The organism is Burkholderia sola, from assembly GCF_905400185.1.
In the GTDB taxonomy this organism is placed as follows: Bacteria; Pseudomonadota; Gammaproteobacteria; order Burkholderiales; family Burkholderiaceae; genus Burkholderia; species Burkholderia sola.
In genome coordinates, this window is the sequence record NZ_FR989675.1 from 2,549,483 (window position 1) to 2,574,613 (window position 25,131).

General features: G+C 68.9%; 24 protein-coding genes. 11 read left to right on the top strand and 13 right to left on the bottom strand.

Going from position 1 to position 25,131, the window contains the following annotated elements; genetic code table 11:
- Positions 1-90: 90 nt before the first annotated feature.
- Both ilvN and KR541_RS11720 read right to left on the bottom strand, forming a co-directional pair.
- Positions 91-582 (bottom strand): acetolactate synthase small subunit, encoded by a 492-nt coding sequence (gene ilvN / locus KR541_RS11715; protein WP_006750445.1) that lies wholly within the window; start codon positions 580-582, stop codon positions 91-93.
- 111 nt (positions 583-693) lie between these two features.
- Positions 694-2,457, bottom strand: a complete 1,764-nt coding sequence (locus KR541_RS11720; RefSeq protein ID WP_216089546.1) for an acetolactate synthase 3 catalytic subunit — start codon at positions 2,455-2,457, stop codon at positions 694-696.
- 355 nt (positions 2,458-2,812) lie between these two features.
- Between KR541_RS11720 and KR541_RS11725 the strand changes: the two genes are divergently transcribed.
- The 11 genes from KR541_RS11725 to KR541_RS11775 all read left to right on the top strand — a co-directional run bounded on the left by KR541_RS11725 (position 2,813) and on the right by KR541_RS11775 (position 12,313).
- Positions 2,813-3,376 (top strand): RNA polymerase sigma factor, encoded by a 564-nt coding sequence (locus KR541_RS11725; RefSeq protein ID WP_006491033.1) that lies wholly within the window; start codon positions 2,813-2,815, stop codon positions 3,374-3,376.
- Positions 3,373-3,807, top strand: a complete 435-nt coding sequence (locus tag KR541_RS11730) for a DUF3619 family protein (protein ID WP_089488685.1) — start codon at positions 3,373-3,375, stop codon at positions 3,805-3,807. Before KR541_RS11725 ends, KR541_RS11730 begins: the two co-directional genes overlap by 4 nt.
- A 26-nt stretch (positions 3,808-3,833) precedes the next feature.
- Complete coding sequence (locus tag KR541_RS11735; RefSeq protein WP_050016444.1) at positions 3,834-4,601, top strand: DUF3106 domain-containing protein; 768 nt, start codon at positions 3,834-3,836, stop codon at positions 4,599-4,601.
- A gap of 5 nt (positions 4,602-4,606) precedes the next feature.
- A complete protein-coding gene (locus KR541_RS11740) occupies positions 4,607-5,113 on the top strand; it encodes an RDD family protein (protein WP_050016442.1) in 507 nt (168 codons plus the stop codon).
- 222 nt (positions 5,114-5,335) lie between these two features.
- Positions 5,336-6,274, top strand: coding sequence for a UDP-2,3-diacylglucosamine diphosphatase (locus tag KR541_RS11745; protein ID WP_050016440.1), 939 nt, complete (start codon positions 5,336-5,338; stop codon positions 6,272-6,274).
- A 28-nt stretch (positions 6,275-6,302) separates the two neighbouring features.
- Complete coding sequence (locus KR541_RS11750) at positions 6,303-7,337, top strand: glycosyltransferase family 4 protein (protein ID WP_050016438.1); 1,035 nt, start codon at positions 6,303-6,305, stop codon at positions 7,335-7,337.
- On the top strand, positions 7,334-7,870 hold the full coding sequence (locus KR541_RS11755) for a diacylglycerol kinase (protein WP_011694335.1): 537 nt from the start codon (positions 7,334-7,336) through the stop codon (positions 7,868-7,870). The genes KR541_RS11750 and KR541_RS11755 overlap by 4 nt, the downstream gene beginning before the upstream one ends.
- 201 nt (positions 7,871-8,071) lie before the next feature.
- Positions 8,072-8,830, top strand: a complete 759-nt coding sequence (locus KR541_RS11760; RefSeq protein ID WP_050016436.1) for a TetR/AcrR family transcriptional regulator — start codon at positions 8,072-8,074, stop codon at positions 8,828-8,830.
- A complete protein-coding gene (locus KR541_RS11765; RefSeq protein ID WP_050016434.1) occupies positions 8,827-9,408 on the top strand; it encodes an LOG family protein in 582 nt (193 codons plus the stop codon). The genes KR541_RS11760 and KR541_RS11765 overlap by 4 nt, the downstream gene beginning before the upstream one ends.
- A 22-nt stretch (positions 9,409-9,430) precedes the next feature.
- On the top strand, positions 9,431-10,192 hold the full coding sequence (locus KR541_RS11770) for an SDR family oxidoreductase (protein ID WP_050016433.1): 762 nt from the start codon (positions 9,431-9,433) through the stop codon (positions 10,190-10,192).
- 228 nt (positions 10,193-10,420) lie between these two features.
- On the top strand, positions 10,421-12,313 hold the full coding sequence (locus KR541_RS11775) for an ArnT family glycosyltransferase (RefSeq protein ID WP_216089547.1): 1,893 nt from the start codon (positions 10,421-10,423) through the stop codon (positions 12,311-12,313).
- Positions 12,314-12,477: 164 nt separating this feature from the next.
- Here the strand turns inward: KR541_RS11775 and KR541_RS11780 are convergent, their stop codons facing one another.
- The 11 genes from KR541_RS11780 to kdpB all read right to left on the bottom strand — a co-directional run bounded on the left by KR541_RS11780 (position 12,478) and on the right by kdpB (position 25,116).
- Positions 12,478-13,095 carry a DUF924 family protein gene (locus KR541_RS11780; RefSeq protein WP_176015620.1) on the bottom strand — a complete coding sequence of 206 codons (618 nt, stop codon included), beginning with the start codon at positions 13,093-13,095 and terminating at the stop codon, positions 12,478-12,480.
- Positions 13,092-13,823: an alanyl-tRNA editing protein gene (locus tag KR541_RS11785; RefSeq protein WP_124554855.1), complete on the bottom strand. Its 732-nt coding sequence runs from the start codon at positions 13,821-13,823 to the stop codon at positions 13,092-13,094. Before KR541_RS11785 ends, KR541_RS11780 begins: the two co-directional genes overlap by 4 nt.
- A 105-nt stretch (positions 13,824-13,928) precedes the next feature.
- On the bottom strand, positions 13,929-14,339 hold the full coding sequence (locus KR541_RS11790) for a group II truncated hemoglobin (protein WP_006488211.1): 411 nt from the start codon (positions 14,337-14,339) through the stop codon (positions 13,929-13,931).
- Positions 14,340-14,383: 44 nt separating this feature from the next.
- Complete coding sequence (locus KR541_RS11795; protein ID WP_124631398.1) at positions 14,384-16,999, bottom strand: ABC transporter permease; 2,616 nt, start codon at positions 16,997-16,999, stop codon at positions 14,384-14,386.
- Positions 16,996-17,613, bottom strand: coding sequence for a DUF4126 domain-containing protein (locus tag KR541_RS11800; RefSeq protein ID WP_050016423.1), 618 nt, complete (start codon positions 17,611-17,613; stop codon positions 16,996-16,998). Before KR541_RS11800 ends, KR541_RS11795 begins: the two co-directional genes overlap by 4 nt.
- A 217-nt stretch (positions 17,614-17,830) precedes the next feature.
- Entirely contained in the window at positions 17,831-18,151 is a 321-nt protein-coding gene (gene sugE, locus KR541_RS11805; RefSeq protein ID WP_124554853.1) for a quaternary ammonium compound efflux SMR transporter SugE, read from the bottom strand.
- A gap of 152 nt (positions 18,152-18,303) precedes the next feature.
- Complete coding sequence (locus KR541_RS11810) at positions 18,304-18,585, bottom strand: putative hemolysin (protein ID WP_050016419.1); 282 nt, start codon at positions 18,583-18,585, stop codon at positions 18,304-18,306.
- A gap of 152 nt (positions 18,586-18,737) precedes the next feature.
- A complete protein-coding gene (kdpE, locus tag KR541_RS11815; protein ID WP_050016417.1) occupies positions 18,738-19,436 on the bottom strand; it encodes a two-component system response regulator KdpE in 699 nt (232 codons plus the stop codon).
- Complete coding sequence (locus tag KR541_RS11820; RefSeq protein WP_050016416.1) at positions 19,429-22,272, bottom strand: sensor histidine kinase; 2,844 nt, start codon at positions 22,270-22,272, stop codon at positions 19,429-19,431. Before KR541_RS11820 ends, kdpE begins: the two co-directional genes overlap by 8 nt.
- A gap of 152 nt (positions 22,273-22,424) precedes the next feature.
- Complete coding sequence (kdpC, locus tag KR541_RS11825; protein WP_124637620.1) at positions 22,425-23,006, bottom strand: potassium-transporting ATPase subunit KdpC; 582 nt, start codon at positions 23,004-23,006, stop codon at positions 22,425-22,427.
- A gap of 25 nt (positions 23,007-23,031) precedes the next feature.
- Complete coding sequence (kdpB, locus tag KR541_RS11830) at positions 23,032-25,116, bottom strand: potassium-transporting ATPase subunit KdpB (protein ID WP_050016412.1); 2,085 nt, start codon at positions 25,114-25,116, stop codon at positions 23,032-23,034.
- Positions 25,117-25,131: the final 15 nt, after the last annotated feature.

Consider the following 25,131-nt stretch of genomic DNA (forward strand, 5'->3'; position numbering starts at 1 on the left):
ATTCAAAAAATTCAATGATTCGTTCGGATGGAGTACTGCGGGCCGGGACATGACGGCGCACCCGGCGTGCCATTTCTGGCTATGTCGGCATCACACCTTCAGGATGCGCTCGCCGCGTCCGATGCCGGAGCTGCCGGTGCGCACGGTCTCGAGGATCGCGCTGGCGTCCAGCCCCTGGATGAATGCGTCGAGCTTGTCGCTCGCGCCCGTCAATTCGATCGTGTAGGTCTTTTCGGTCACGTCGATGATGCGGCCGCGGAAAATGTCCGACATCCGCTTCATTTCTTCGCGCTCCTTGCCCACTGCACGTACCTTGATCAGCATCAGCTCGCGTTCGATGTGTGCACCGTCGGTCAGGTCCACCACTTTCACCACCTCGATCAGGCGGTTCAGATGCTTCGTGATCTGTTCGATCACGTCGTCGGAGCCAATGGAAACGATGGTGAGCCGCGACAGCGATTGGTCTTCGGTCGGCGCCACCGTCAAGGTTTCGATGTTGTAGCCGCGTGCGGAAAACAGGCCGACCACGCGCGACAGCGCACCCGGTTCGTTCTCCAGCAGGACGGAAATGATGTGTCTCATGTTCGCTTCTTCCAGAATGTGTCCGTGTCGATTCACCCGCGCCGCGCGCCGCCGCGTGCCGCACCGCCCTTCGTGAAGGCGGCCGCATCGGGCCGGGCGCGCGTCGCGCCGTTACAGATCTTCCGATCCGAGCAGCATCTCGGTGATGCCCTTGCCGGCCTGTACCATCGGCCAGACGTTTTCGGTCGGATCGGTCTGGAAGTCGAGAAACACGGTGCGGTCCTTCAGGCGCAGCGCTTCCTTCAGCGCCGGCTCCACATCCGAAGTCTTTTCGATCCGCATGCCGACGTGGCCGTACGCTTCGGCAAGCTTCACGAAATCGGGCAGCGCATCCATGTACGAATGCGAATAGCGCTTGCTGTATTCGATCTGCTGCCACTGGCGGACCATGCCGAGGTAGCGGTTGTTCAGCGAAATGATCTTCACGGGCGTGTCGTACTGCAGGCAGGTCGACAGTTCCTGGATGCACATCTGGATCGAGCCTTCGCCCGTGATGCACAGCACGTCCTCGTCCGGATGGGCCATCTTGACGCCCATCGCCGCCGGCAGGCCGAAGCCCATCGTGCCGAGGCCGCCGGAGTTGATCCAGCGACGCGGCTTGTTGAAACGGTAGAACTGCGCAGCCCACATCTGGTGCTGGCCGACGTCCGAGCACACGAACGCGTTGCCGTCCGTCAACTCCCACGCCTTCTCGACCACGTACTGCGGCTTGATGATCTCGCTTTCGCGGTCGTATTTCAGGCAGTCTTTCGCGCGCCAGCCCTCGATGTCCTTCCACCATTGCGCGAGCGCCTCGGTGTCGGGGCCATGCTCGGCCGTCTGCAGTTGCTCGATCAGCTCCTTCAGCACTTCCTTCACGTCGCCGACGATCGGGATGTCGACCTTCACGCGCTTCGAGATCGACGACGGGTCGATGTCGATGTGAATGATCTTGCGCGGGCGCGACGCGAAGTGCGCCGGGTCGCCAATCACGCGGTCGTCGAAGCGGGCGCCGATCGCGATCAGCACGTCGCAGTGCTGCATCGCCATGTTCGCTTCGTAGGTGCCGTGCATGCCGAGCATGCCGAGGAATTTCTTGTCCGACGCGCGATAGCCGCCGAGGCCCATCAGCGTGTTCGTGACCGGGTAGCCGAGCAGGTCCGCGAACTGGTTCAGCTCGCGCGACGCGTCGGCGAGGATGATGCCGCCACCCGTGTAGATGTATGGGCGCTTGGCCGTCAGCAGCAGCGACACGGCCTTGCGGATCTGGCCCGAATGGCCCTTCGTGACCGGATTGTACGAACGCAGCGACACGCTCTTCACCGGCTCGTACTGGCACGGCGTCTTCGAGATGTCCTTCGGGATGTCGATCAGCACCGGGCCAGGACGGCCGGTGCGGGCGATATAGAACGCCTTCTTGACGGTTTCCGCGAGGTCGCGCACGTCCTTCACGAGGAAGTTGTGCTTCACGCACGGACGCGTGATGCCGACGGTGTCGCATTCCTGGAACGCATCCTGACCGATCGCGGCAGTCGGCACCTGGCCGCTGATCACGACCATCGGGATCGAATCCATGTACGCCGTTGCGATGCCGGTCACCGCGTTGGTGACACCGGGGCCGGACGTCACGAGACAGACGCCGACATTGCCGGTGGAGCGCGCATACGCATCGGCTGCGTGCACGGCCGCCTGTTCATGGCGCACCAGCACGTGCTGAATCTTGTCCTGCTTGTACAGCTCGTCGTAGATGTAGAGAACCGAGCCGCCGGGGTAGCCCCAGATGAATTCGACGTTTTCGTCGGCCAGTGCCTTCATGAGCACGGTACCGCCGATGGAGTCGCTATCGGGAGGGGAAAGGGGTTCCGACGTGGAGAATTCCGCGCTGGGCATGTTCATTTTGACCTTTCGAATTTTCGGCAAAAAATTGATCGGGTGCTCTCTGCCGGGCTTGTGGCTCGGGTTCAAGCGGCGCGTCCAGTTTGAAGGGCGGGCTTCTTGGGCCAGCCTCAAATGAGACCATCACTTCATGTTGCGAATCGCCGACAATAGCGGGTCGCAGCTGGGCCGTCAAGCAAAATATCCCGCAGCGCATCATGCGCGCCGCCCGGCGCCCGGCCGCCGCGGTTCGCGCGCAACGTGCGGCGGCCGACCCGGTGCCAAGGCGCATGAAAATTTGATAGCATCCGCGGGTTTTACGAAATTTTTCGACCTTTTTCACCACGCAGCGGGCCGCAGCGCATACCTTCACGGAATGGCATCAGACAAGGAACTCGCCGACTTTCTGGCGGGCGTCGAAAGGCGCGCGTTCAAGCAGGCTGCGTACGCCGTACGTGACGACGATGCATCGCTCGACATCGTGCAGGACGCGATGATCAAGCTCGCGGAAAAGTACGGCGACCGGCCGTCCGCCGAGCTGCCGCTGCTTTTTCAGCGGATCCTGCAGAACGCGATCCACGACTGGTTCCGCCGGCAGAAGGTCCGCAACACGTGGGTGACGCTCTTCTCGTCGCTGAACAACACCGACGACGACGACTTCGACCCGCTTGAAACGCTCGAATCCGCGGACGACAACGCGGGCGTCGAGAGCAGCGAGCACCGCCTCGAAAGAGAGCAGGTTCTGGCCCTGATCGACGAAGAAATCCAGAAGCTTCCGACGCGTCAACGGGAAGCGTTCCTGATGCGTTATTGGGAAGATATGGATGTCGCCGAGACTGCCGCCGCAATGGGGTGCTCCGAGGGCAGCGTCAAGACGCACTGCTCGCGAGCCACTCATACCCTGGCGCAAGCGCTCAAGGCCAAAGGAATCACGCTATGAGCTCCGCAAACCGAGAACACGAATTCGCGCTGAAGGTGCGCCGCGCGCTGGACGAGCGCGCGGCCGCGCTGCCGGCCGCGACCACCGACCGGCTGGCCGTCGCCCGCCGGGCCGCGCTCGCGCGCAAGAAGCCCGAAGCCGCGAGCGCGCCGGTGTTCGTGCCGGCCTTCGCCGGCGCGGCCGGCGCCTACGGCCCGACGCCCGCGAACCGCCCGCCCGCCGGCCGCCCGTACGCGTCGTTTGCCCGCCGCCTGCTGCGTGCGTGGCCGCTCGCGTTGCTGCTCGCGGGGCTCGTCGGCATCGCGTACTGGGAAGACATGCAGCGCACCGCCGAACTCGCCGACATCGACGCGGCGATGCTCAGCGACGACCTGCCGCTCAATGCGTATCTCGATCACGGGTTCAACGCGTATCTTTCGCGCGCTCACTAACAGACAATAACGAGGGGATCGCACGGGTGAGTCAGAAGCGCGGCCTGGCCGTATTTTTCGGATGCGTGATCGCGATCGCCGTTTCCTACGTCGCCACCTATCCCCGATTCCACCCGGCCCCCGCGACGGCGCCCGTCGCGACCACCAGCCCCGCCGCGCCCGCGTCGACCGCGACCGGGCTGACCACCGAACTCCCGCCGCTGCCCCTTCCGCTGCCGCTGCCGGCCGCCGCCGGCCCGCTGTCGTGGGCACGCCTCACGCCGGCGCAGCATGCGGCCCTCGCGCCGTTCGCCGACCAGTGGGACGGCTTCAGCGACGCCCGCAAGCGTAAATGGCTGAAGATCGCATCGCGTTTCGCGAAGTTGTCGCCGGATGACCAGAAACGCCTGCAGGACCGGATGACCGAATGGGCGAAGATGACGCCCGAGCAGCGCCGCGTCGCGCGCGAGAACTACCAGAGCGCGAAGGAGCTGTCCGCACAGGCGCGCGAGCGCGCGTGGAAGGCCTACCAGCAACTCCCCGAGGAGCAGAAGGAACGGCTTGCCGCCGCCGAGCGCCGCCGCAGGCCGAGCGTCGTCAGCGCGCCGCCGACCGTCGCCGACCGTGACGTCCGCCGCCTCGTCAACTCGCACGAACACCCGGCGAGCGGCGCGGCCGCCGCCCCGGCGCCCGCGTCGGCCGGCGTCGTCGTGCAGCCGGTGCCCGCGTCGTCCACGTCCGGCACCGCATCGGCACCGGCCGCGGCCCTGCCGGTGTCGCCCGCCGACGCGCCTTCGCTGTTCAAGGGCTCCTGAGCGCCGTGGCGACCGCCCGCGCTCCCGAGACCCCGGCTGCCGCGCCGTCCGTGCGGCGGCGCCTCGCCGCGCTGCTCTACGAAGGCGTGCTGCTGTTCGGCGTCGTGTTCTTCGCCGGGCTCGCGTTCAGCCTCGCGACGCAGCAACGCAACGGCCTCGTTCATCACAACCTGCTTGCCGCGTGGATCGCGCTCGTCGTCGGCGCGTATTTCGTGTGGTTCTGGACGCACGGCGGCCAGACGCTGCCGATGAAAACCTGGCGGCTGCGGCTCGAGTCGTCGAGCGGCCGGCCGCTGAGCGCCGGCCACGCGCTCGTCCGCTACGCGCTCGGCTGGCTGTGGTTCCTGCCGCCGCTCGCGCTGCACCCGCTCCTCGGCCTGTCGGTGCCCGTCACGCTCGCGCTCGCCGCCGCATGGATCGTCGTGTGGGCCGGCGCCGCCCGGTTGCACGCCGGCCGCCAGTTCCCGCACGACCGGCTCGCGCGTACGCGCGTCGTCGCGATACCGCGCTGACGCGCCGCATTCACCAGATGAAAGCCGCTCGCCCCACCCGTCTCCATCGAGGACGGCCCTGCCGGACACACGCCGACCGTTCAGTGCGGCAGCTTACGCAACGCCCGCTCATTTACTGCTAAACACCCTTCGACGGTCGTAATAAGAACGTCTCGTGACTGTCACGGTACAGTCACGCCCGCATGGCGGAATGCCGGTAATGTCAACCGGCGCGAGTCATGCATGGGCCAGAAAACGTCCGCGACTTCATTGTTTCGTCATCCCATCGGCGCCCGCGCCGCCACTGCGTTCCTGTCCGGCTCGGGCGCAACCGACGGCGTGGTGTCGCACAAGCCGCCCGTCGCGCCCACCACGCAGCACGACGACCCCGAGCCGTCCGCCCATCGCTACCGCACCATCTGGCTGTCCGACATCCACCTCGGCTCGAGCGGCTGTCAGGCGCCCTACCTGCTGGATTTCCTGCGTCACAACGACTCGGAATACCTGTACCTCGTCGGCGACATCATCGACGGCTGGCAACTGAAGAAAGGCTGGTACTGGCCGCAGGCGCACAACGACGTCGTGCAGAAGATCCTGCGCAAGGCGCGCAAGGGCACGCAGGTCGTCTACATCCCCGGCAACCACGACGAAGGCGCGCGGCAGTTCTGCGATCTCGCGTTCGGCGACATCCAGGTGCGCGGCGAGGCATTCCACACGACGCTCGCGGGCAAACGTTTGTGGATCGTGCACGGCGACCTGTTCGACGGCGTGATCCAGCATGCGAAATGGCTCGCGTACCTCGGCGACACGCTCTACACGCTGATCCTCGTGCTGAACCGCTGGTTCAACCGGATCCGCAGCCGGCTCGGCTTCCAGTACTGGTCGCTGTCGCAGTACCTGAAGCACCAGGTCAAGAACGCGGTCAACTTCATCTCGCAGTTCGAGACCGTGATGACCGACGAGGCGCGCCGCCGCGGCTGCGACGGCGTCGTGTGCGGCCACATCCACAAGGCCGAGATCCGCGACATCGACGGGGTGCTGTACTGCAACGACGGCGACTGGGTCGAAAGCCTGTCCGCGCTCGTCGAAACGATGGAAGGCGAACTGAAGATCGTCTACTGGACGGTGATGCGCACCGCACCGTCCGAGACCGCGTCGCGCAAGGCCAAGGCCGCTGCCTGACACAACCCTACTTACAGGACATGCCGCGATGAAGATCATGATCGTCACCGACGCGTGGGAACCGCAGGTCAACGGCGTCGTACGCACGCTGAAGAGCACGTCGCGCGAACTCACGGCGCTCGGCCACCGCGTCGAACTGCTGACGCCGCTGGAATTCCGCACGGTGCCCTGCCCGACCTACCCCGAGATCCGCCTGTCGATCCTGCCGTATCGCAAGCTGCGCGCGCGGATCGATGCGTTCGCACCCGACGCGCTGCACATCGCGACCGAAGGCCCGCTCGGCCTCGCCGCGCGGCGCTATGCGCGCGCCCGCAAGCTGCCGTACACGACCGCGTACCACACGCGCTTCCCGGAATACGTGCAGGCGCGCTTCGGCATTCCGCTGGCGGCGACCTACAAGTTCCTGCACTGGTTCCACGGCCCGTCGCGCGCGGTGATGGCGCCGACGCCGGTCGTCAAGCAGGACCTCGAGAAATTCGGCTTCACGAACGTCGTGCTGTGGACCCGCGGCGTCGACCTCGACACCTTCCGGCCGATGGAGTCGAAGGTGCTCAACACCGCGCGGCCGATCTTCCTGTACGTGGGCCGCGTCGCGATCGAGAAGAACGTCGAGGCGTTCCTGCGCCTCGACCTGCCCGGCTCGAAGTGGGTCGCGGGCGAAGGCCCCGCGCTCGCGGAACTGAAGTCGCGCTATCCGGAGGCGAACTATCTCGGCGTGCTGTCACAGACCGAGCTCGCGAAGGTGTATGCTGCGGCCGACGTGTTCGTATTCCCGAGTCGCACCGACACGTTCGGCCTCGTGCTGCTCGAAGCGCTCGCCTGCGGCACGCCGGTGGCCGCGTATCCCGTGACGGGCCCGATCGACGTGCTCAGCGGAGGCGATGCCGGCGCGATGCACGAGGACCTGCAGGAAGCCTGCCTCGAGGCGCTGAAGATCGAACGCACGACTGCGCGCGCGTGGGCGGAACGCTTCTCGTGGCGCGCCGCATCCGAGCAGTTCGCGTCGCATCTGAAGCCGCTGCCGAAGACCGCGTACTCGCCAGCCGAAGGTGCAGCCGTTTGAAACGAGACCTGAACGACAAGATCCCGCCCCCCGCCGCGACGCCGTCACGGCACCGCCCGTTCGACGAGGAAGAGCCGCATGCCGACGCGGACGTGCACCCGCACGAGCCGCTCGGCCCCGACGACCGGCTCGCGCCGCTGCCGCCGAACCCGTACAAGCGCCATCGCGGCATCACGCGTGCCTGGTTCGCGCTCAAGCATTCGCTGAACGGCTTTCGCGTCGCGATCCGCGAGGAAAGCGCGTTTCGCCAGGAACTCACGCTCGCCGCGCTGATGCTGCCGATCGGCGCATTCGCGCCGGTGCCGGCCGCATCGCGCGCGCTGCTGATCGGCTCGGTGCTGCTGGTGCTGATCGTCGAGCTGCTGAACTCGAGCGTCGAAGCCGCGATCGACCGCATCTCGCTCGAGCGCCACGAACTGTCGAAGCGCGCGAAGGACCTCGGCAGCGCGGCCGTCACGGTCGCGCTGTTCGCGTGCGTGACGACGTGGGGCTTCGTGCTCGGGCCGGTGGTCGCACGCTGGCTCGGTTTCTAGGCCACCGCCGGGCGCCTTTCGCCACGCCCGCATGCGGCGCCGCACCATGCGCGGCGCGGCGCCGCGATCACGAAATGCCCCGACGTGGCGAAACCCCGGTTTATAATCGGCCGCTAGACATAGAACAGCAACCCGCGCCGGACGAATCACGCAGCATCGATTGCAGCGCCCGCCAGTCCGGCACACACAGGGCCGGACGACATGGAAGCGAAACCTCCCCGCCGCACCCGCGAACGGATTCTCGAGTTGTCGTTGAAACTCTTCAACGAGATCGGCGAGCCGAACGTCACCACCACGACGATCGCCGAGGAAATGGAAATCAGTCCAGGCAACCTGTACTACCATTTCCGCAACAAGGACGACATCATCAACAGCATCTTCGCGCAGTTCGAGCAGCAGATCGAACGGCGGCTGCGCTTCCCCGAAGATCACCGTCCGACGATCGACGAAACCTGGTCGTACTTGCAGTACATGGCCGATTTCATGTGGACCTACCGGTTCCTGTATCGCGACCTCAACGACCTGCTCGCCCGCAACCGCACGCTCGAGACGCACTTCAAGCAGATCATCAGCCACAAGGTGCGCTTCGCGCACGACATGTGCGAGCTGCTCGTCTCCGATGCCGAGATGGTCGCGACGCCCGCCGAGATCGAGGTCATCGCGACCAACATGGCGGTGATCTCGACGTACTGGTTGTCGTACCAATACGTGATGCATCCGCGCAAATACAACGACCAGGACGCGATCCGCGAAGAGCTGCACCAGGTGAGCATGCACGTGATCTCGATCATGGCCCCGTACCTGCGCGGCCGTTCGCGCCAGCTGTTCGACGATCTCGTGTCCGGCAAGCTGCCCAAGCGCCAGTTCACCGATTACCTGCCGCCGCGCGACGGGTCGCCGCGCCCGGCGGGCGGCCCCGTCGCCACCGGCCAGGCCCCCGCCAAGGACGCGAAGCAATGAAGGCAGTCTGCGTTTACTGCGGCTCGTCGTCCGGCGTGCGACCCGTCTATGCCGATGCCGCGCGCGCGTTCGGCCGTGCGCTCGTCGAGGCAGGCCTCACGCTCGTGTACGGCGGCGGCCGCGTCGGCCTGATGGGCGTGATCGCCGACGAAGTGATGGCGGCCGGCGGCCGGGCGGTCGGCGTGATTCCCGAGTTGCTCGTCGACAAGGAAGTCGGCCATACGGGGCTGTCGGAACTGCACGTCGTGCCCGACATGCACCATCGCAAGAAAATGATGGCCGACCTCTCCGACGCGTTCGTCGCGATGCCCGGCGGTGCCGGCACGCTCGAAGAGCTCTTCGAGGTCTATACGTGGGCGCAGCTCGGCTATCACCGCAAGCCCGTCGCGCTCTACAACATCGATTCGTTCTACGATCCGCTGATCGCGCTGCTGCGCCATACGGTCGACGAAGGCTTCATGCGGCCGGCCTATTTCGACGCACTGTGCGTCGAGTCGGAACCCGTCGCGCTGATCGAGCGGCTGCGCCGCTACCAGCCGCCCACCCGCGACAAGTGGGCGCCCGACGCCGCGAAGTAACCGTCACCGGAAACCGCACGCGATGACCGCACCGTCCGACCGCAAGGCTGTCCTCATCACCGGCGCGAGCCGCGGCATCGGCCGCGCGACCGCCGTGCTCGCGGCCGAACGCGGCTGGGACGTCGGCATCAACTACGCGCGCGACGCGGCCGCGGCCGAACTGACCGCGCAGGCCGTGCGCGACGCGGGCGGCCGCGCGTGCATCGTCGCGGGCGACGTCGCGAACGAGGCGAACGTCGTCGCGATGTTCGACACCGTTGCGGCCGAGTTCGGGCGCCTCGACGCGCTCGTCAACAATGCCGGCATCGTCGCGCCGTCGATGCCGCTCGCCGACATGCCGGTCGACCGGCTGCGACGGATGTTCGATACCAACGTGCTCGGCGCCTACCTGTGTGCGCGCGAAGCGGCGCGCCGGCTGTCCACCGACCGCGGCGGGCGCGGCGGCGCGATCGTCAACGTGTCGTCGATCGCGTCTCGGCTCGGCTCGCCGAACGAGTACGTCGACTACGCGGGCTCGAAAGGCGCGGTCGATTCGCTGACGATCGGCCTCGCCAGGGAGCTCGGCCCGCACGGCGTGCGCGTCAACGCGGTGCGCCCGGGCCTGATCGAGACCGACATTCATGCAAGCGGCGGCCAGCCGGGCCGTGCGGCGCGTCTCGGCGCGCAAACGCCGCTCGGCCGCGCGGGCGAAGCGCAGGAGATCGCCGAGGCGATCGTCTGGCTGCTCGGCGATGCGGCGTCCTACACGACGGGCGCCCTGCTCGACGTCGGCGGCGGCCGCTAAGCTGACGCGCGGCGCAACAATACGGCGGTCGAAATCGCCCCGTGGTCACGGCGCCACAAATCTCCACAATTCCGTGACACTTCCAGTAAACATCCGTAACAATTCCGTGCTCTACTAGCGGCCATTCAGACAGGTGTCTCAAACACGCTGTCCGTTACCCCGGATGTAGCCCCTTATCGGTCCAGCCCATGTCGCCGGACCGGCTCGACTCGACCCGAGATCTTTTCCATGCCTGGAACCGCAGCGCCCAGCCGGCGACACACGTCCGTGCCCGCCCCGGCCGCGCACACCCACTCGACCGCCGATACCGACGTCATCGCGACGCTGGACGTCGCCGGCACGCCCGTCGCGGCCTCGACCGCCGCCATCAGCCCCCTGCGAGACCGCTCGCTGCTGCTCGGCTGGCGCGCATGGCTGTTCGTCGCCGCGCTGGTGTGCGCGTACACGCTGCCCGGCGTGCTCGGGCACGATCCGTGGAAACAGGACGAAACCTATACGTTCGGCATCATCCAGCACATGCTCGAGACCGGCGATTTCGTCGTGCCGACCAATGCCGGCCTGCCGTTCATGGAAAAGCCGCCGCTTTACGCGTGGGTCGCGACCAGCCTCGCGTGGCTGCTGCAGCGCGCGATGCCGCTGCACGACGCGGCGCGCCTCGCGAGCGCCCTGTTCGCCGCACTCGCGTTCGGCTTCATCGCGCGCGCCGCCCGCGTGGCCAGCCGCGCGGACAGTTGGTTCGACCTGCGCGTGCTCGGCCCGGTCGTGCTGAGCGCGGGCACGCTCGTCGTGATCAAGCACGTGCACGACATGATGACGGACGTCGCGCTGTTTGCCGGCACCGCCATCGCGTTCTGCGGGCTGCTGGAACTCGTGATGCAGCACGTCGCGCGTGCGCAGCCGATGCGTCACGGGCTGCCGGCGCACCCGGCCGGCCGCTGGGCCGCGCCGATCTTCGGCGCGGGCGTCGGCATCGCGCTGATGGCGAAGGGGCTGTTCGTGCCGCTCGTGTTCGCGGCCACGCTCGTCTGCACGCTGGTGCTCTACCCGGCCTGCCGCACCCGCTCGTTCGCACGCGCGCTCGGCGTCGCCGCGCTCGTGTTCGCGCCGTTCGCGCTGATCTGGCCGACCGCGCTGTTCCTGCGCTCGGAAACGCTGTTCATGACGTGGTTCTGGGACAACAACGTCGGCCGCTTCTTCGGCTTCTCCGTTCCCGAACTGGGCGCCGAAAACGACAAGCCGTTCTTCATCCTGCGCGCGTTCCTGCTCGTCGGCTTCCCGGTCGCGCCGCTCGCGATCGTCGCGCTCGCCCGCGGCGCATGGCGCGACTGGCGTACGCCGCGCATCGCGCTGCCCGTGCTGTTCGCCGGCATCGGACTGGTGGTACTGCAGGTGTCCGCGACGTCGCGCCAGCTCTACATCCTGCCGTTCTTCGCACCGCTCGCGCTGGTCGCCGCGCAGGCGATCGACCGCCTGCCGCGCCGGCTGCATCTCGCGTGGGATTACCTGAGCCGCATCCTGTTCGGCATGGTGGTCGTGCTCGCGTGGGCGATCTGGGCGGTGATGGCCGATCCGGCCGCGTCGCGCGCCGATCTCGCACTGCTCGGCCGCTGGCTGCCGCTCGACTGGACGATGCCGATCCAGCCCGCGCTCGTGACCGGCGCGCTCGCGCTGACGGTCGGCTGGCTGACGCTGCTGCCGAAGCTACGCACGACGGGCCTGTGGCGCGGCGCGCTGTCGTGGGGCGCCGGCACGCTGGTCGCGTGGGGGCTCATCTATACGCTGCTGCTGCCGTGGCTCGACGTCGCGAAGAGCTACCGGTCGGTGTTCGACGACCTGAACGCGCATCTCGCGCTCGAATGGAACGACGGCGACTGCATGGCGAGCCTGCACGGGCTCGGCGAATCGGAAGCGCCGATGCTGTATTACTTCTCCGGCATCCAGCACACGCCGATCGACGACGCGAAGACGACGCGCTGCACGTGGATGATCGTGCAGGGCGTGCGGGCCGTCGATCCGGCGCCCGGCGACGAATGGAAGCTGTTCTGGACCGGCGCCCGCCCGGGCGACAACGAGGAGCTGCTGCGCGTCTACGTGCGCACGCCCGAACAGCACCCGCAGTAACACAGGGCGGCGCGATGCGCTGCCCTGCCCGCCTTCGCTTTCTTCTTCGGCACGGGCCGCGATCGTCCATTCGAGCGCTGCGCAGCCTGCGCTGCAATACCGGCAACCCGCAAGCGTCGTGGGGTTCGCCGCCCCGCTCCTTCGTCTCGCCAACGAACGGATCGTCAGAACGACGAGCCCGGCTCCCGCAGAAACGCCGCTTCCTCGTCGGTCGACGCGCGACCGAGAATCGCGTTCCGGTGCGGAAAGCGGCCAAAGCGCTCGACGACCGCCGCATGCAGCAACGCGTAGCGGTGATAGCGCTCGCACCCGGCCTCGTCGCGGATGCCCGCGCACAGGCGCACGGCCTCGCGCTGGCTCTCGACCGACTCGTCGTGCTCGAACGGCAGATACGCGAACGCGCGGTGATGCCCGCTCGGCAACCGCGCGTCCCAGCCGGCCGCGACGACGCGGCGGGCCAGCCCGAGCGCCTTCGGATCGGCGGCAAACGCGCGCGGCGTGCCGCGATGGATGTTGCGCGAGAACTGGTCGAGCACGACGATCAACGCCAGCGCGCCCGACGGCGAAGCGGCCCAGTGATCGCACGCGCCGTCGCATGCAGCATCGAGCAGCGCGCCGTAACGCGTGCGCAGCACGTCGTCGAACGCCGCGCCGCCGTTGAACCAGACCTTGCGGTTCTGCCCGAACTCGGCCGAGCCCGGCTCGCCGAACCAGAAATCGAGAATGTCCCGTGCCTGCGGATCGAGCGCCGCCGCGCCCGCTTTCCCGGTATCGATCGTCATGCAAACTCCAGTACGAGGCGCCGTGTGCGCGCACTCTTCTTTTCCAGTTTCGCGACCCGCAGCCCGCCGATTTCGGACGTGTTGCGCACGTGCGTGCCGCCGCACGGCTGCAGGTCGACGTTCTCGATGCGCAGCAGCCGCACGCGGCCGAGGCCCATCGGCGGCTTCACGCTCATCGTGCGGACGAGTTCGGGCCGCTCGGCCATCTCGTCGTCGGTGATCCATTCGGTCGTGACCGGATGCGCGCCGGCGACGAAACCCGCGAGGCGCCGCTCGACGTCGTCGCGATCGATCGCGTCGGACGTCGCGAAATCGAGCCGCACGTAGTCGGCCGTCACGCTGCAGCCGTCGACCGCGTACGGCAGCACCGCGCACATCAGGTGCGCGGCCGTATGCAGGCGCATATGCCGGTGGCGGCGCTGCCAGTCGATCGCCGCGACCACGCGCGTGCCGGGGGCCAGCGTCGCGACGCGCGCGTCCTGGCCCGGCGCGGGCACGTGCACGGCGTCGTCGGGCGTCGCGCCGTCGAACTTCGCCTTGCGCGTATCGGCAATCGCGATCGTGCTGCCGTCGGGCAGCGTCAGCGTGCCGGTGTCGCCGGCCTGGCCGCCGCCGAGCGGATAGAACACGGTGCGGTCGAGCCGGATGCCGTCGTCGCCGACGGCCTCGACGATCGCGTCGCATTGCATCAGGTACGCGTCTTCGCGAAACAGCGCCTGTGTCGTCATCGGGATGAGCCTCGTGTCGATGGAGGAAACGGCCAGTGTCGCGCCGGCCCGCACGTGCGCCCAGACGCAGATCGTCCCGCGCGCGGGCAGCGGCGTACCGGTCGATCAACCGGGCCGGTTGCGCATCCAGTCGGCCGTGTCGTAGAACGAATGCATGAGCCGCTCGCGCAGCGGCTCCGGCAGCCCGACATCCTCCATCGCCCACGCCATGCAGCGCAGCCACTGGTCGCGCTCGACCGACGCGATCGGGAACGGCAAATGCCGCGCGCGCAGCCGCGGATGGCCGAACCGGCTGATGTAGTGGTCGGGGCCGCCGAGCCAGCCGCACAGGAACCAGAACAGCTTGTCGCGCGAACCGTCGAGCGACGGCGGATGCAGCGCGCGAATCTGCGCGAACTCGGGCTCGAGGTCCATCAGGTCGTAGAAGCGGTCCACCATTTCGCGCACGCGGGCTTCGCCGCCCACGAGCTCGAACGCCGTCGGCTGCGACGGCGCATCGTCATTCACATCGGTCATTACGGATAGTCGGAAAACGGGATCTTCGGGGCCGCGGGCGACGCTCACGCGTCGCGCAGCGACTGCAGCGCGGGGCGCCGCAACACATTATGCAGGCTGAGCCAGCCGGCCGCACCGGCGCAGACGACGCCGGCCGCGATGCCGGCCGGCACGAGCCATGGATCGACGGCGAGCTGGAAGTCGAACACGCGCGACGCGAGCACCCAGCCGACCGCGATCGCGCCCGCCGACGCGAGCACGCCGGCCAGCGCGCCGACCACGACGAATTCCGCGCGCTGCACCGCGTTGACCTGCGCGCGCGACGCACCGAGCGCGCGCAGCAGCGCGGCCTCGCGCACGCGCTCGTCGCGCGAGCCGGCAAGCGCCGTGTACAGCACGAGCACGCCGGCCGCGAGCGTGAACGCGAACAGGAACTGCACGGCGCCGACCACCTGCAGCATCATCCGCTGCAACTGCGCGAGGATCGGCGCGACGTCGATCGCGGTCAGGTTCGGGTAGCGCGCGATCAGCGGATCGAGCAGCGCGGCGTTCGATGCGGGCAGATGGAAGCTCGTCAGGTAGACGGCCGGGAAATCCTTCAGCACCGGCGGCGGCATCAGCACGAAGAAGTTGACGCGGAACGAGCCCCAGTCGAGCTTGCGCACGCTCGTGATCGGCGCGTCGACCGTCAGCCCCGTCACGTCGAAGCGCAGCGTGTCGCCCGGTTTCACGTTCAGCGTCTTCGCGAGGCCGGCTTCGATCGAGATCTGCGGCGTGGCCGCGGCGCCGAACCAGTCGCCTTCGACGATCCGGTTGTCGGACGGCAGGTCGGTCGTATACGACAGGTTGAATTCGCGATCGACGAGCCGGCGCGCCTCTTCCGACGGGTACGCGTCCGGATTCACCGGCTTGCCGTTGATCGCGACGAGGCGGCCGCGCACCATCGGCGCGGGCACCGCGTCGCGCACGCCGTGTGCGGCCAGATAGGCGGCGACGTCGGCGCGCTGGTCGGGCTGGATGTCGATCAGGAACTGGTTCGGCGCATCGGGCGGCGTCGACTGCCGCCAGCCCGCCACGAGGTCGTTGCGCGTGATCGCGATCAGCAGCAGGCACATCAGGCCGAGCGCGAGCGCGGTGATCTGCAGCGCGCTGGCCGTGCCGCGCCGGTGCAGCGACGCCAGCGCGTAACGCCAGCCGACGCCCGCGGCCACGCGCGCATTGCGCACCGCGCGCGCGGCGGCGAACAGCACGAGCCGGGCAATCAGCGCGAACCCGACCAGCGCGCCGGCAAAACCGCCCGCGACGATCAGGCCGAGCTTCAGGTTCCCGGCGGCCACGATCAGCAGCCCCGCGAACAGCACGACGCCGACCGCATACGCGGCCCACGCGGTGCGCGACGCGTCGCCCCACTCGCGCCGCAGCACACGCACCGGCGGCACGCGCGTGAGCGGCACGAGCGGCGGCAGCGCGAAACCGAGCAGCAGCACGAGCGCGGCGCCCATGCCGATCAGCGCCGGCCACAACGTGGGCGGCGGCAGCACGACGTCGATCAGGCTGCCGAGCGCGGCCAGCAGCGCCCAGTGGCCACCGTAGCCGAGCACTGCGCCCGCGGCGCCCGACACGATGCCGACGCCCGCGAATTCGAGCGCGAACAACGCGCCGAGCGTGCGGCGGCTCACGCCTAGGCAGCGCATCGTCGCGCAGCCGTCGAGATGACGCCGCATGTAGCGCTGCGCGGCCATCGCGATCGCGACCGCCGCGAGCAGCGCGGTCAGCAACGCGACGAGCGTCAGGAAGTGGCGCGCGCGATCCAGCGTCTGCCGCACCTGCGGCTGCCCCTCCTGCAACGACTCGAGCCCGACGCCGCGCAGTTTCCCGCCGTCGACGCGCGCGTGCGCATAGGTTTCGAAGCGTGCGACGGCCGCTGCGTCGCCGGCGACCAGCAGCCGGTACGTGACGCGGCTGCCGTAGCCCGTGAGCCCCGTCGCGGCGAGCTCGTCCGCGCGCATCATCAGCCGCGGCGAAAAATTGACGAACGAAAAGCCGCGATCGAGTTCGCGGGTGATCGCCGCGGCGACCGTGAACGTGCGCAGCCCGACGCGCACCGTATCGCCCGCCTTCAGGTGCAGCGCGTCGAGCAGCGACGGGTCGGCCCATACGGTGCCCGGCGCGGGGATCGCGGACGCCTTCTGCGCAGTGGTCGCACCGGCCGGCAGGATCTCGACCGCGCCGCGCAGCGGATAGCCGGGCGACACGGCCTTCACGGCCGCGAGGCGCGACGGCGCGGCGTCGGCCGCCTGCCCGCCCGCGGCGGCCGCGATCATGCTCGGAAAAATGGCGGTCGTCGCGGTACGCAGGCCGAGCGCGCGTGCCTGGCGGTCGAACGACGGATCGACGGGGCGATCGGCGCGCACGACGAAATCGGCGCCGAGCATCTGGCGCGCGTCGCGCTCGAGGCCCTGGCGCAGCCGATCGGCGAGAAAGCCGACGCTCGTCAGCGCCGCGACCGCGAGCACCAGCGCGAGGACCAGCAGCGTCAATTCGCCCGCGCGCCAGTCGCGCGCGGTCATCCGGGCAGCCTGGTGAATCAGGTCGCGCAGGCCGAAGCGGCCGGCATGCGTGCGCCCGTCATGGCCGGAGTATCCGGCCGGCGGCTGCGCCGCGTGTTGCGGCCCCTTCAATCGCGCTTCCCTCCGATCGAGTTGAGCCGCGACACCATGTGGTTAGCCATCCCGCGAAAGCCACCCGACACGCCGCGCCACAGGCGCGGCAGCGCCCACGCCGACGCCGTGATGAACGCGGCAAGCAGCACGAGGAACGCGAGCGGAACGAAGAACGCGAGGACGAGCCCGCCGACCACGAGACCGTCCTCGGTCGACGACGCAATCCAGTTCGAAATCGGTTCGGGAGACAGGTTGATCAGCGCGCGCGTGCCGGCCTTCGCCACATGCGCGGCGCCGGCGAGCGAGCCGCCGGCGAGCCCCGCGACCGCCAGCATGGTCGGATCGGCATGGCCGAGCGCACCGGCCGCGAGCACGGCGCCGGCCGGAATGCGGATGAAGGTATGCACGGCATCCCACAGCGAGTCGAACGCGGGGATCTTGTCGGCCAGGAATTCGGTGACGGCGAGCACGGCCGCGGCGCCGATGACCCACGGCGACATCAGCACGGCCAGCGTGTCGGGCAGATGGAGCCAGCCGAAGCGTGCCAGCACGCCGGCGATCAGCACCGTCAGGTACAGGCGCAGGCCGCTCGCCCACGCGAGTCCCGCGCCGAGCGAAATGGCTTCGATCATGGCCCTCTCCTTGCACTTTCCGTGCGTTTTGCCGATTGATCGGATCGGGTCGGACAGACCGGCCGCGCGGCGCGTGGCGACCGGCACCGCGTGCCGCGCGCAGCACGACGGGATTCAGGCCCGAATACGTTCCATTATAGACAGGCTGGACGGGCGACCGGCGCAATTCCGCGGCGCGGGGCGGCGCGCGGGCGCGGGCGCGCCGCGGAGTCCGTCGTCAGGCGGCCGACGACAATTTCAGGCCGACCAGCCCCGCGACGATCAGCGCCGCACTGGCGACGCGGGCGACGGTCAGCGCCTCGCCCAGCATCACGATGCCGAACACGAACGCGCCGACCGCGCCGATGCCCGTCCACACCGCGTACGCGGTGCCGAGCGGCAACTGGCGCATCGCGACCGCGAGCAGCCCGAAGCTGGCCAGCGCCGTCACGATCGTGAACACCGACGGACCGAGCTTCGTGAAGCCGTCCGACGATTTCAAGCCGGCCGCCCAGGCCACTTCCAGCAAACCGGCGATCAACAACCATACCCACGCCATCTCGACGTACTCCGTATCGGATGGGGCCGTCCCCGTTGAAGCGAATGACCCGGGGTCGTCCCCGGGCGGCGCCGAGTATAACAAGTAGCTTACGGACCTGCCGGCGGCCTGGCAGGCCGTCGCCGATGCGGGGCGCGATCGTCAGGACGCGGTCAGTTCGCCACGCGCTTCGGCGCGCCGCCGCCGACGCAGCGGTCGTCGCGGTAAAGCGCCCACTCCTCGCACACGCGGCCGTCCTTGAACACGCACATGCCGACCTGCCCGCTCGACAGGTTGCGGATTACGTGGCGACCGCCGAGCTTCTCGCAGTTGACCGACGCGGGATTGGCCAGCGCCGCCTGCGCGGGCGGGTGCTGCCCGGGCGGCAGCGGCTGGGCGAACGCGCCGGGCGCAGCGAGCGCCAGCGCACAGATGACGACCAGACGGACGGACATTGCACGCTCCTCGATTTGGTTCGCGGAACGGTCAGGATAGCGGGGATTGCGCAGCGGGTGTGCAAGGCCGGCGCCGGTCGCGAGGCTGTCGCGCCGGCGCAACCCTGCCGGGGCGCGACGCCGCGGCCGCATGCTTGGCCGCGCCCCGTCCGTCACACGGCGCCGACGAGCCGATAGCCGACGCCCGTCTCGGTGACGATGTGCTCGGGCTGCGCGGGATCGGCCTCGAGCTTCTGGCGCAGATGCGCCATGTAGATGCGCAGGTAATGATGGCTCTCGACGTGCGACGGCCCCCACACGTCGCGCAGCAGCTGGCGGTGCGTGAGCACGCGCCCCGCGTGACGCACGAGCGTCGCGAGCAGCCGGTATTCGAGCGGCGTCAGGTGCACGATCGCGTCGTCGCGCCACACCTGGCGCAGCGCGAGATCGACGGTCACGCCGCCGAAGGTCACCTTCGGCGACTCGTTCGCGCCGCCCTGGTTGCGCCGGCGCAGTTGCGCGCGAATCCGCGCACGCAGTTCGGACACGCCGAACGGCTTGGTCAGGTAGTCGTCGGCGCCCGCGTCGAGCGCGGCCACCTTCTCCTCTTCCTGCGTGCGCGCGGACAGCACGATCACCGGCACCTCGGACCAGCCGCGCAGTTCGCGGATCACGTCGAGGCCGTCGGTGTCGGGCAGGCCGAGATCGACGATCACGAGGTCGGGCTTGCGCGTCGCCGCGTCGATCAGCCCCTGCTTGCCCGTCTCGGCTTCGAACACCGCGATGTCCTCCTCCTCGAGCGCGGCGCGCACGAAGCGGCGGATCTGCTTTTCGTCCTCGATCAGGACGACGGTCAGGCTGGGTTCACTCATGGTCGGGCAATGACTCGGATGGGGGCGATGCGTCCGGCAGGTCGGATTCGTCGTCGGGCACGGCGGGTGCCGCCGGCGGCGTGTCGACCGGCAGCGTGAACCAGAAGCGCGCGCCCGTCACGCGGCCGTCGGGCGCGGTGCGGTTGAGCGCGCCGATTTTACCGCCGTGCGCCTCGACGATCGCGCGGCAGATCGCGAGACCGAGCCCGATGCCCGGCGTCGCCGATTCCTTCTCGCCGCGCGTGAACTTGTCGAAGATCCGCGTTTCCATGCCAACCGGCAGGCCCGGGCCGTGATCGTCGACGTGCACGCACACGAAAGGATGGCCGTCGTCGGTCACGCGCTCCGCGCCGATGTCGAGCGACGTATCGGGCGGCGTGTACTTCGCCGCGTTCTCGAACAGGTTGGTGAACAACCGCTCCATCAGCACCGCGTCCATCTGCAGCAGCGGCAGGTCGGCCGGCAGCGCGACGTGCGCGGGATGGCGCGCGAGCACGCGCCGGCACGCGGCGAGCGCGGCGCCGACGGTTTCCTCGAGCAGCGACCACTGGCGCTTGAGCTGCAGGCTGCCGGCCTGCAGCCGCGCCATGTCGAGCAGGTTCGTGACGATGCCCGTCATGCGCAGCGCCTCGTCGTGAATCGCGTCGACGAGTTCGCCCTCGCGCTGCGCGAGCCGCCCGGCCGCCGCGGCGTCGCCGGCCTGCGCGGCCGCGCGCCCGTTCGCGAGCATCGACGAAAAACCGACGATCGTCGTGAGCGGCGTGCGCAGGTCGTGCGAGATCGCCGACAGCAGCGAGTTGCGCAACCGCTCGGATTCCATGTTGACGAGCGCGTCGCGCGCGATCTCGACGTAGTGCACGCGCTCCAGCGCGAGCGCGATCTGCGCGGCGAATGCGTCGAGCATCCGCTGCTGCTCGGGGACCTCGAGTTCGCGCGGCTCGCGCGACGCGACCGCGAGCACGCCGCGCGTGCGCATCGGCGCCTTCAGCGGCAGGTACAGCGCGGCCGTCGCCGGCAACGTATCGGTGCCGCGCCCGGCCGGCTTCTGCTGGTCGTACACCCACTGGCCGACGTCGCTGTCGAGCTCCGCGCCCGTCAGCGTGACGACCGCGTCGGGCTCCTCGATCTTCTGCCGCACCTGGTCCGCGCTGTCGGGCAGCAGGAACGCGACGCGCGCGCGGAACACCTCGCCCACGTGACGGCTGCCGATCTCGACGATCTGCTCGGTCGTCAGCGCCGCGCCGAGCTCGCGCGCCATCGCGTAGATCGCGCCGGTGCGGCGCTCGCGGCGCTGCGCGACGCTCGCCTGACGCGTGAGCGTCGACGTCAGGTGGCTGATCACGAGCGACGTCAGCAGCATCCCGAAAAAGGTCAGCAGGTATTGCGTGTCGCTGACCGAGAACGACATGCGCGGCGGCACGAAGAAGAAATCGAACGCGGCCACCGACAGGAACGACTGCAGCACGCCCGGGCCGCGGCCGAGCCGCACCGCCGAGAACACCACGCCGAGCAGGTACAGCATCACGAGGTTCGTGAGGTCGAGCCGCCCGGACACGACGCTCGCGACGACGGTGATCGCCGCGCAGATCGCGGCCGCATACGCGTAGTGGCGCGGCGGCGAACGGTGCGTGCCGAACTGCGCGAACGCGTCGCGCCAGTCGCGCGCCCGCGCGTCGAGCGGCGCGGCGCGCGTCTCGTCGCTCGCGGACGCACGGATCAGCATCAGGTCGACGTCGCCCGCGCGTTCCGCCAGCTGCTCGCCGAACGGCCGTGCGAAGCGGCGCGCGAGCCCGACCTTCGGCGAGCCGCCCGCGACGAGCTTCGATACGTTGCGCACCTTCGCATAGCCGATCAACGCGGCGACCGCGTCGGGCCCGGCGAGCGTGACCGTCTCCGCGCCGAGCTCGGCCGCGAGCTTCAGTGCGTCGAGCGTGCGCTGCCGCCGCGCGTCGGGCAGCCGCTGCAGGCGCGGCGTCTCGACGTACACGGCGATCCAGTCGGCCTTCAGGCTCGCGGCAAGGCGCGCCGCCGCGCGCACGAGCGTCGGCGCTTCGGCGCCCGGGCCGACGCACACGAGCAGCCGCTCGCGCGCCTGCCAGATGCGCTGGATCGAACGGTCTGCGCGGTACTCGCGCATCTGCGCGTCGACGCGATCGGCCGTGCGCCGCAGCGCGAGCTCGCGCAGCGCGATCAGGTTGCCCTTGCGGAAGAAGTTGCGCACCGCGCGCTCGGCCTGCTGCGCGAGATAGACCTTGCCGTCGCGCATCCGCTCGAGCAATTCCTCGGCCGGCAGGTCGACGAGCGTGACTTCGTCGGCCGCGTCGAACACGCGATCGGGAACGGTCTCCCACACGCGAATGCCGGTGATCGCACCGACCACGTCGTTCAGGCTTTCGAGATGCTGGACGTTGACGGTCGTATACACGTCGATGCCCGCATCGAGCAGCTCGTAGACGTCCTGCCAGCGCTTCAGGTGCCGTGCGCCCTGCACGTTCGAATGCGCGAGCTCGTCGACGAGGATCAGTTGCGGCGCACGCGCGAGCGCGCCGTCGAGATCGAATTCGGCGAGCGTGCGGCCGCGATAGTCGATGCGGGCGGGCGGCAGCACGTCGAGGCCGTCGAGCAGCGCGGCGGTTTCACTGCGGCCGTGAGTCTCGACGATGCCGACGACGACGTCGACGCCTTCCTGCACGCGCTGGCGCGCGGCCTGCAGCATCGCGTAGGTCTTGCCGACGCCGGCGGACGCGCCGAAGAAGATCTTGAGCTGGCCGCGCCGCTGCTTTTCTTCATCGCGCTGCAGCTTGTCGAGGAGTTGGTCGGGATCGGGGCGGTTCATGCGTCAGAAGGGCGACGCGCCGGATGGCGCGCGAGATACAGCCATTGTGGTTCCAAATCGCCGCAAAAGGCAAAGACGGCGCGCGCGCCGTCGAAACGAAGTCGGGCCCGGCGCGCAGCCAGCCGCGCCGGGGAGCCCGCACGCCCGCACGCTCAGTGCGCGGCCTGCGCCGCGTCGAGCGCGAGATTCAGCTTCAGCACGTTCACGCGCGGCTCGCCGAGCACGCCGAACTGGCGGCCCGCCGTGTTCGCGGCGACGAGTTGCGCGACCGCGTCCGGCGCCAGGTTGCGCGCCTTCGCGACGCGCTCGACCTGGTACGCGGCCGCGGCCGGCGTGATCTCCGGATCGAGGCCGCTCGCCGACGCCGTCACGAGGTCGACCGGCACCGGCTTCGACAGGTCGGTGCCCGCGTCGCGCAGCGCGGCGATGCGCGCCTTCACCTGGTCGGCGAGCGACGGGTTCAGCGGGCCGAAGTTCGAGCCGCCGGAGCCGGCCGCGTTGTACGGCATCGGCGCGGTGGCCGACAGCCGGCCCCAGAAATACTTCGGCGCGTCGAACGACTGGCCGATCAGCGCGGAGCCGACGACCTTGCCGTTCTGCTCGATCAGGCTGCCGTTGGCCTGCGACGGGAACACGGCCTGACCGAACACGGTCATCACCGCCGGGTAAGCGAGCCCCGTCACGGCGGTCAGGACGACGAACAGCACGACGAGCGGGCGAATCAACGATTTCATGATGGTTCCTTCAAGGACGGCCGGCTCAGGCCCAGCCGAGCGCGGCGAGCGTCATGTCGATCAGCTTGATGAACGGGAACGGCAGCAGCACGCCGCCGAGGCCGTAGACCAGCAGGTTGCGGCGCAGCAGCGACGCGGCGCCGAGCGGCCGATAGGTCACGCCCTTCAGCGCGAGCGGGATCAGCGCGACGATGATCAGCGCGTTGAAGATCACCGCGGACAGGATCGCGGACGCCGGCGACGTCAGATGCATGATGTCGAGCACGCGCAATTGCGGGTAGGTCGTCACGAATGCGGCCGGGATGATCGCGAAGTACTTCGCGATGTCGTTCGCGATCGAGAACGTCGTGAGCGAACCGCGCGTCATCAGCATCTGCTTGCCGATCTCGACGATCTCGATCAGCTTCGTCGGGTTCGAGTCGAGGTCGACCATGTTGCCGGCTTCCTTCGCCGCCTGCGTGCCGGTGTTCATCGCGACCGCCACGTCGGCCTGCGCGAGCGCCGGCGCGTCGTTGGTGCCGTCGCCCGTCATCGCGACGAGACGCCCGGCCGCCTGGTGCTCGCGGATCGTCGCGAGCTTGGTTTCCGGCGTCGCTTCCGCGAGGAAATCGTCGACGCCCGCTTCCGCCGCGATCGCCGCGGCCGTCAGCCGGTTGTCGCCCGTCACCATCACGGTCTTGATGCCCATCTTGCGCAGCTCCGCGAAGCGCTCCTTGATGCCGCCCTTCACGATGTCCTTCAGCTCGATCACGCCGAGCACGCGCGCCGCGCCGTCCTGCAGGTCGGCCACGACGAGCGGCGTGCTGCCGCGGCGCGCGACGTCGTCGACCGCGCGGCGCACTTCTTCGGGGAAGCGGCTGCCGTGGGTTTCGACGTAGCGGCGGATCGCGTCGGCCGCGCCCTTGCGGATCTCGCGGCCGGGCAGATCGACGCCGCTCATCCGCGTCTGCGCGGAAAAGCCGAGGAACGTCGCATGCAGTTGCGCCATGTCGCGCTGGCGAATGTTGAAGCGCTCCTTCGCGAGCACGACGATGCTGCGCCCTTCCGGCGTTTCGTCGGCGAGCGACGACAGTTGCGCGGCATCGGCCAGCGCTTCCTCGGTCACGCCCGGCGCCGGCACGAACGTCGACGCCTGACGGTTGCCGAGCGTGATCGTGCCGGTCTTGTCGAGCAGCAGCACGTCGACGTCGCCGGCCGCTTCGACCGCGCGGCCCGACGTCGCGATCACGTTCGCCTGCATCATCCGGCTCATCCCGGCCACGCCGATCGCGGACAGCAGCCCGCCGATCGTCGTCGGAATCAGGCACACGAGCAGCGCGACGAGCGCGGTGATCGTCACCACGTGGCCGGCCTTCATCGCTTCGACCGAGAACATCGAGAACGGCAGCAGCGTCGCGGTCGCGAGCAGCATCACGATCGTCAGCGCGACGAGCAGGATCGTCAGCGCGACCTCGTTCGGCGTCTTCTTGCGCTTCGCGCCTTCGACCATCGCGATCATCCGGTCGAGGAACGCCTCGCCGGGGTTCGCTGTGACCTTGACGACGATCCAGTCGGACAGCACGCGCGTGCCGCCCGTCACCGACGAGAAGTCGCCGCCCGATTCGCGGATCACCGGCGCGGATTCGCCGGTGATCGCCGATTCGTCGACCGATGCGACGCCGTCGACGACTTCACCGTCGGCCGGGATCACGTCGCCGGTCTCGACCAGCACGACGTCGCCTTTGCGCAGGTCGGACGCGGTCGTGATGCGGATCGGCGACTTCGGATGCGGCTCGTTGAGCTTCTTCGCCATCACGTCCTTCTTCGCGCTGCGCAGCGACGCGGCCTGCGCCTTCGAGCGCCCTTCGGCGAGCGCTTCGGCGAAGTTCGCGAACAGCACCGTGAACCACAGCCACAGCGCGATCGCGAGAATGAAGCCCGCGGGCGCCTCGGCCTGGCCCGAGAGCGCCGCGATCCACAGGATCGTGGTCAGGATGCTGCCGACGTACACGCAGAACATCACCGGATTGCGGAACTGCGTGCGCGGCGTGAGTTTCTTGAACGAATCCACGATCGCCGGGCGCAGCAGCGCCGGATCGAACATGGACCGTGTTGCGGAATGTTGAGTCATTGCGATCTCTTCAAG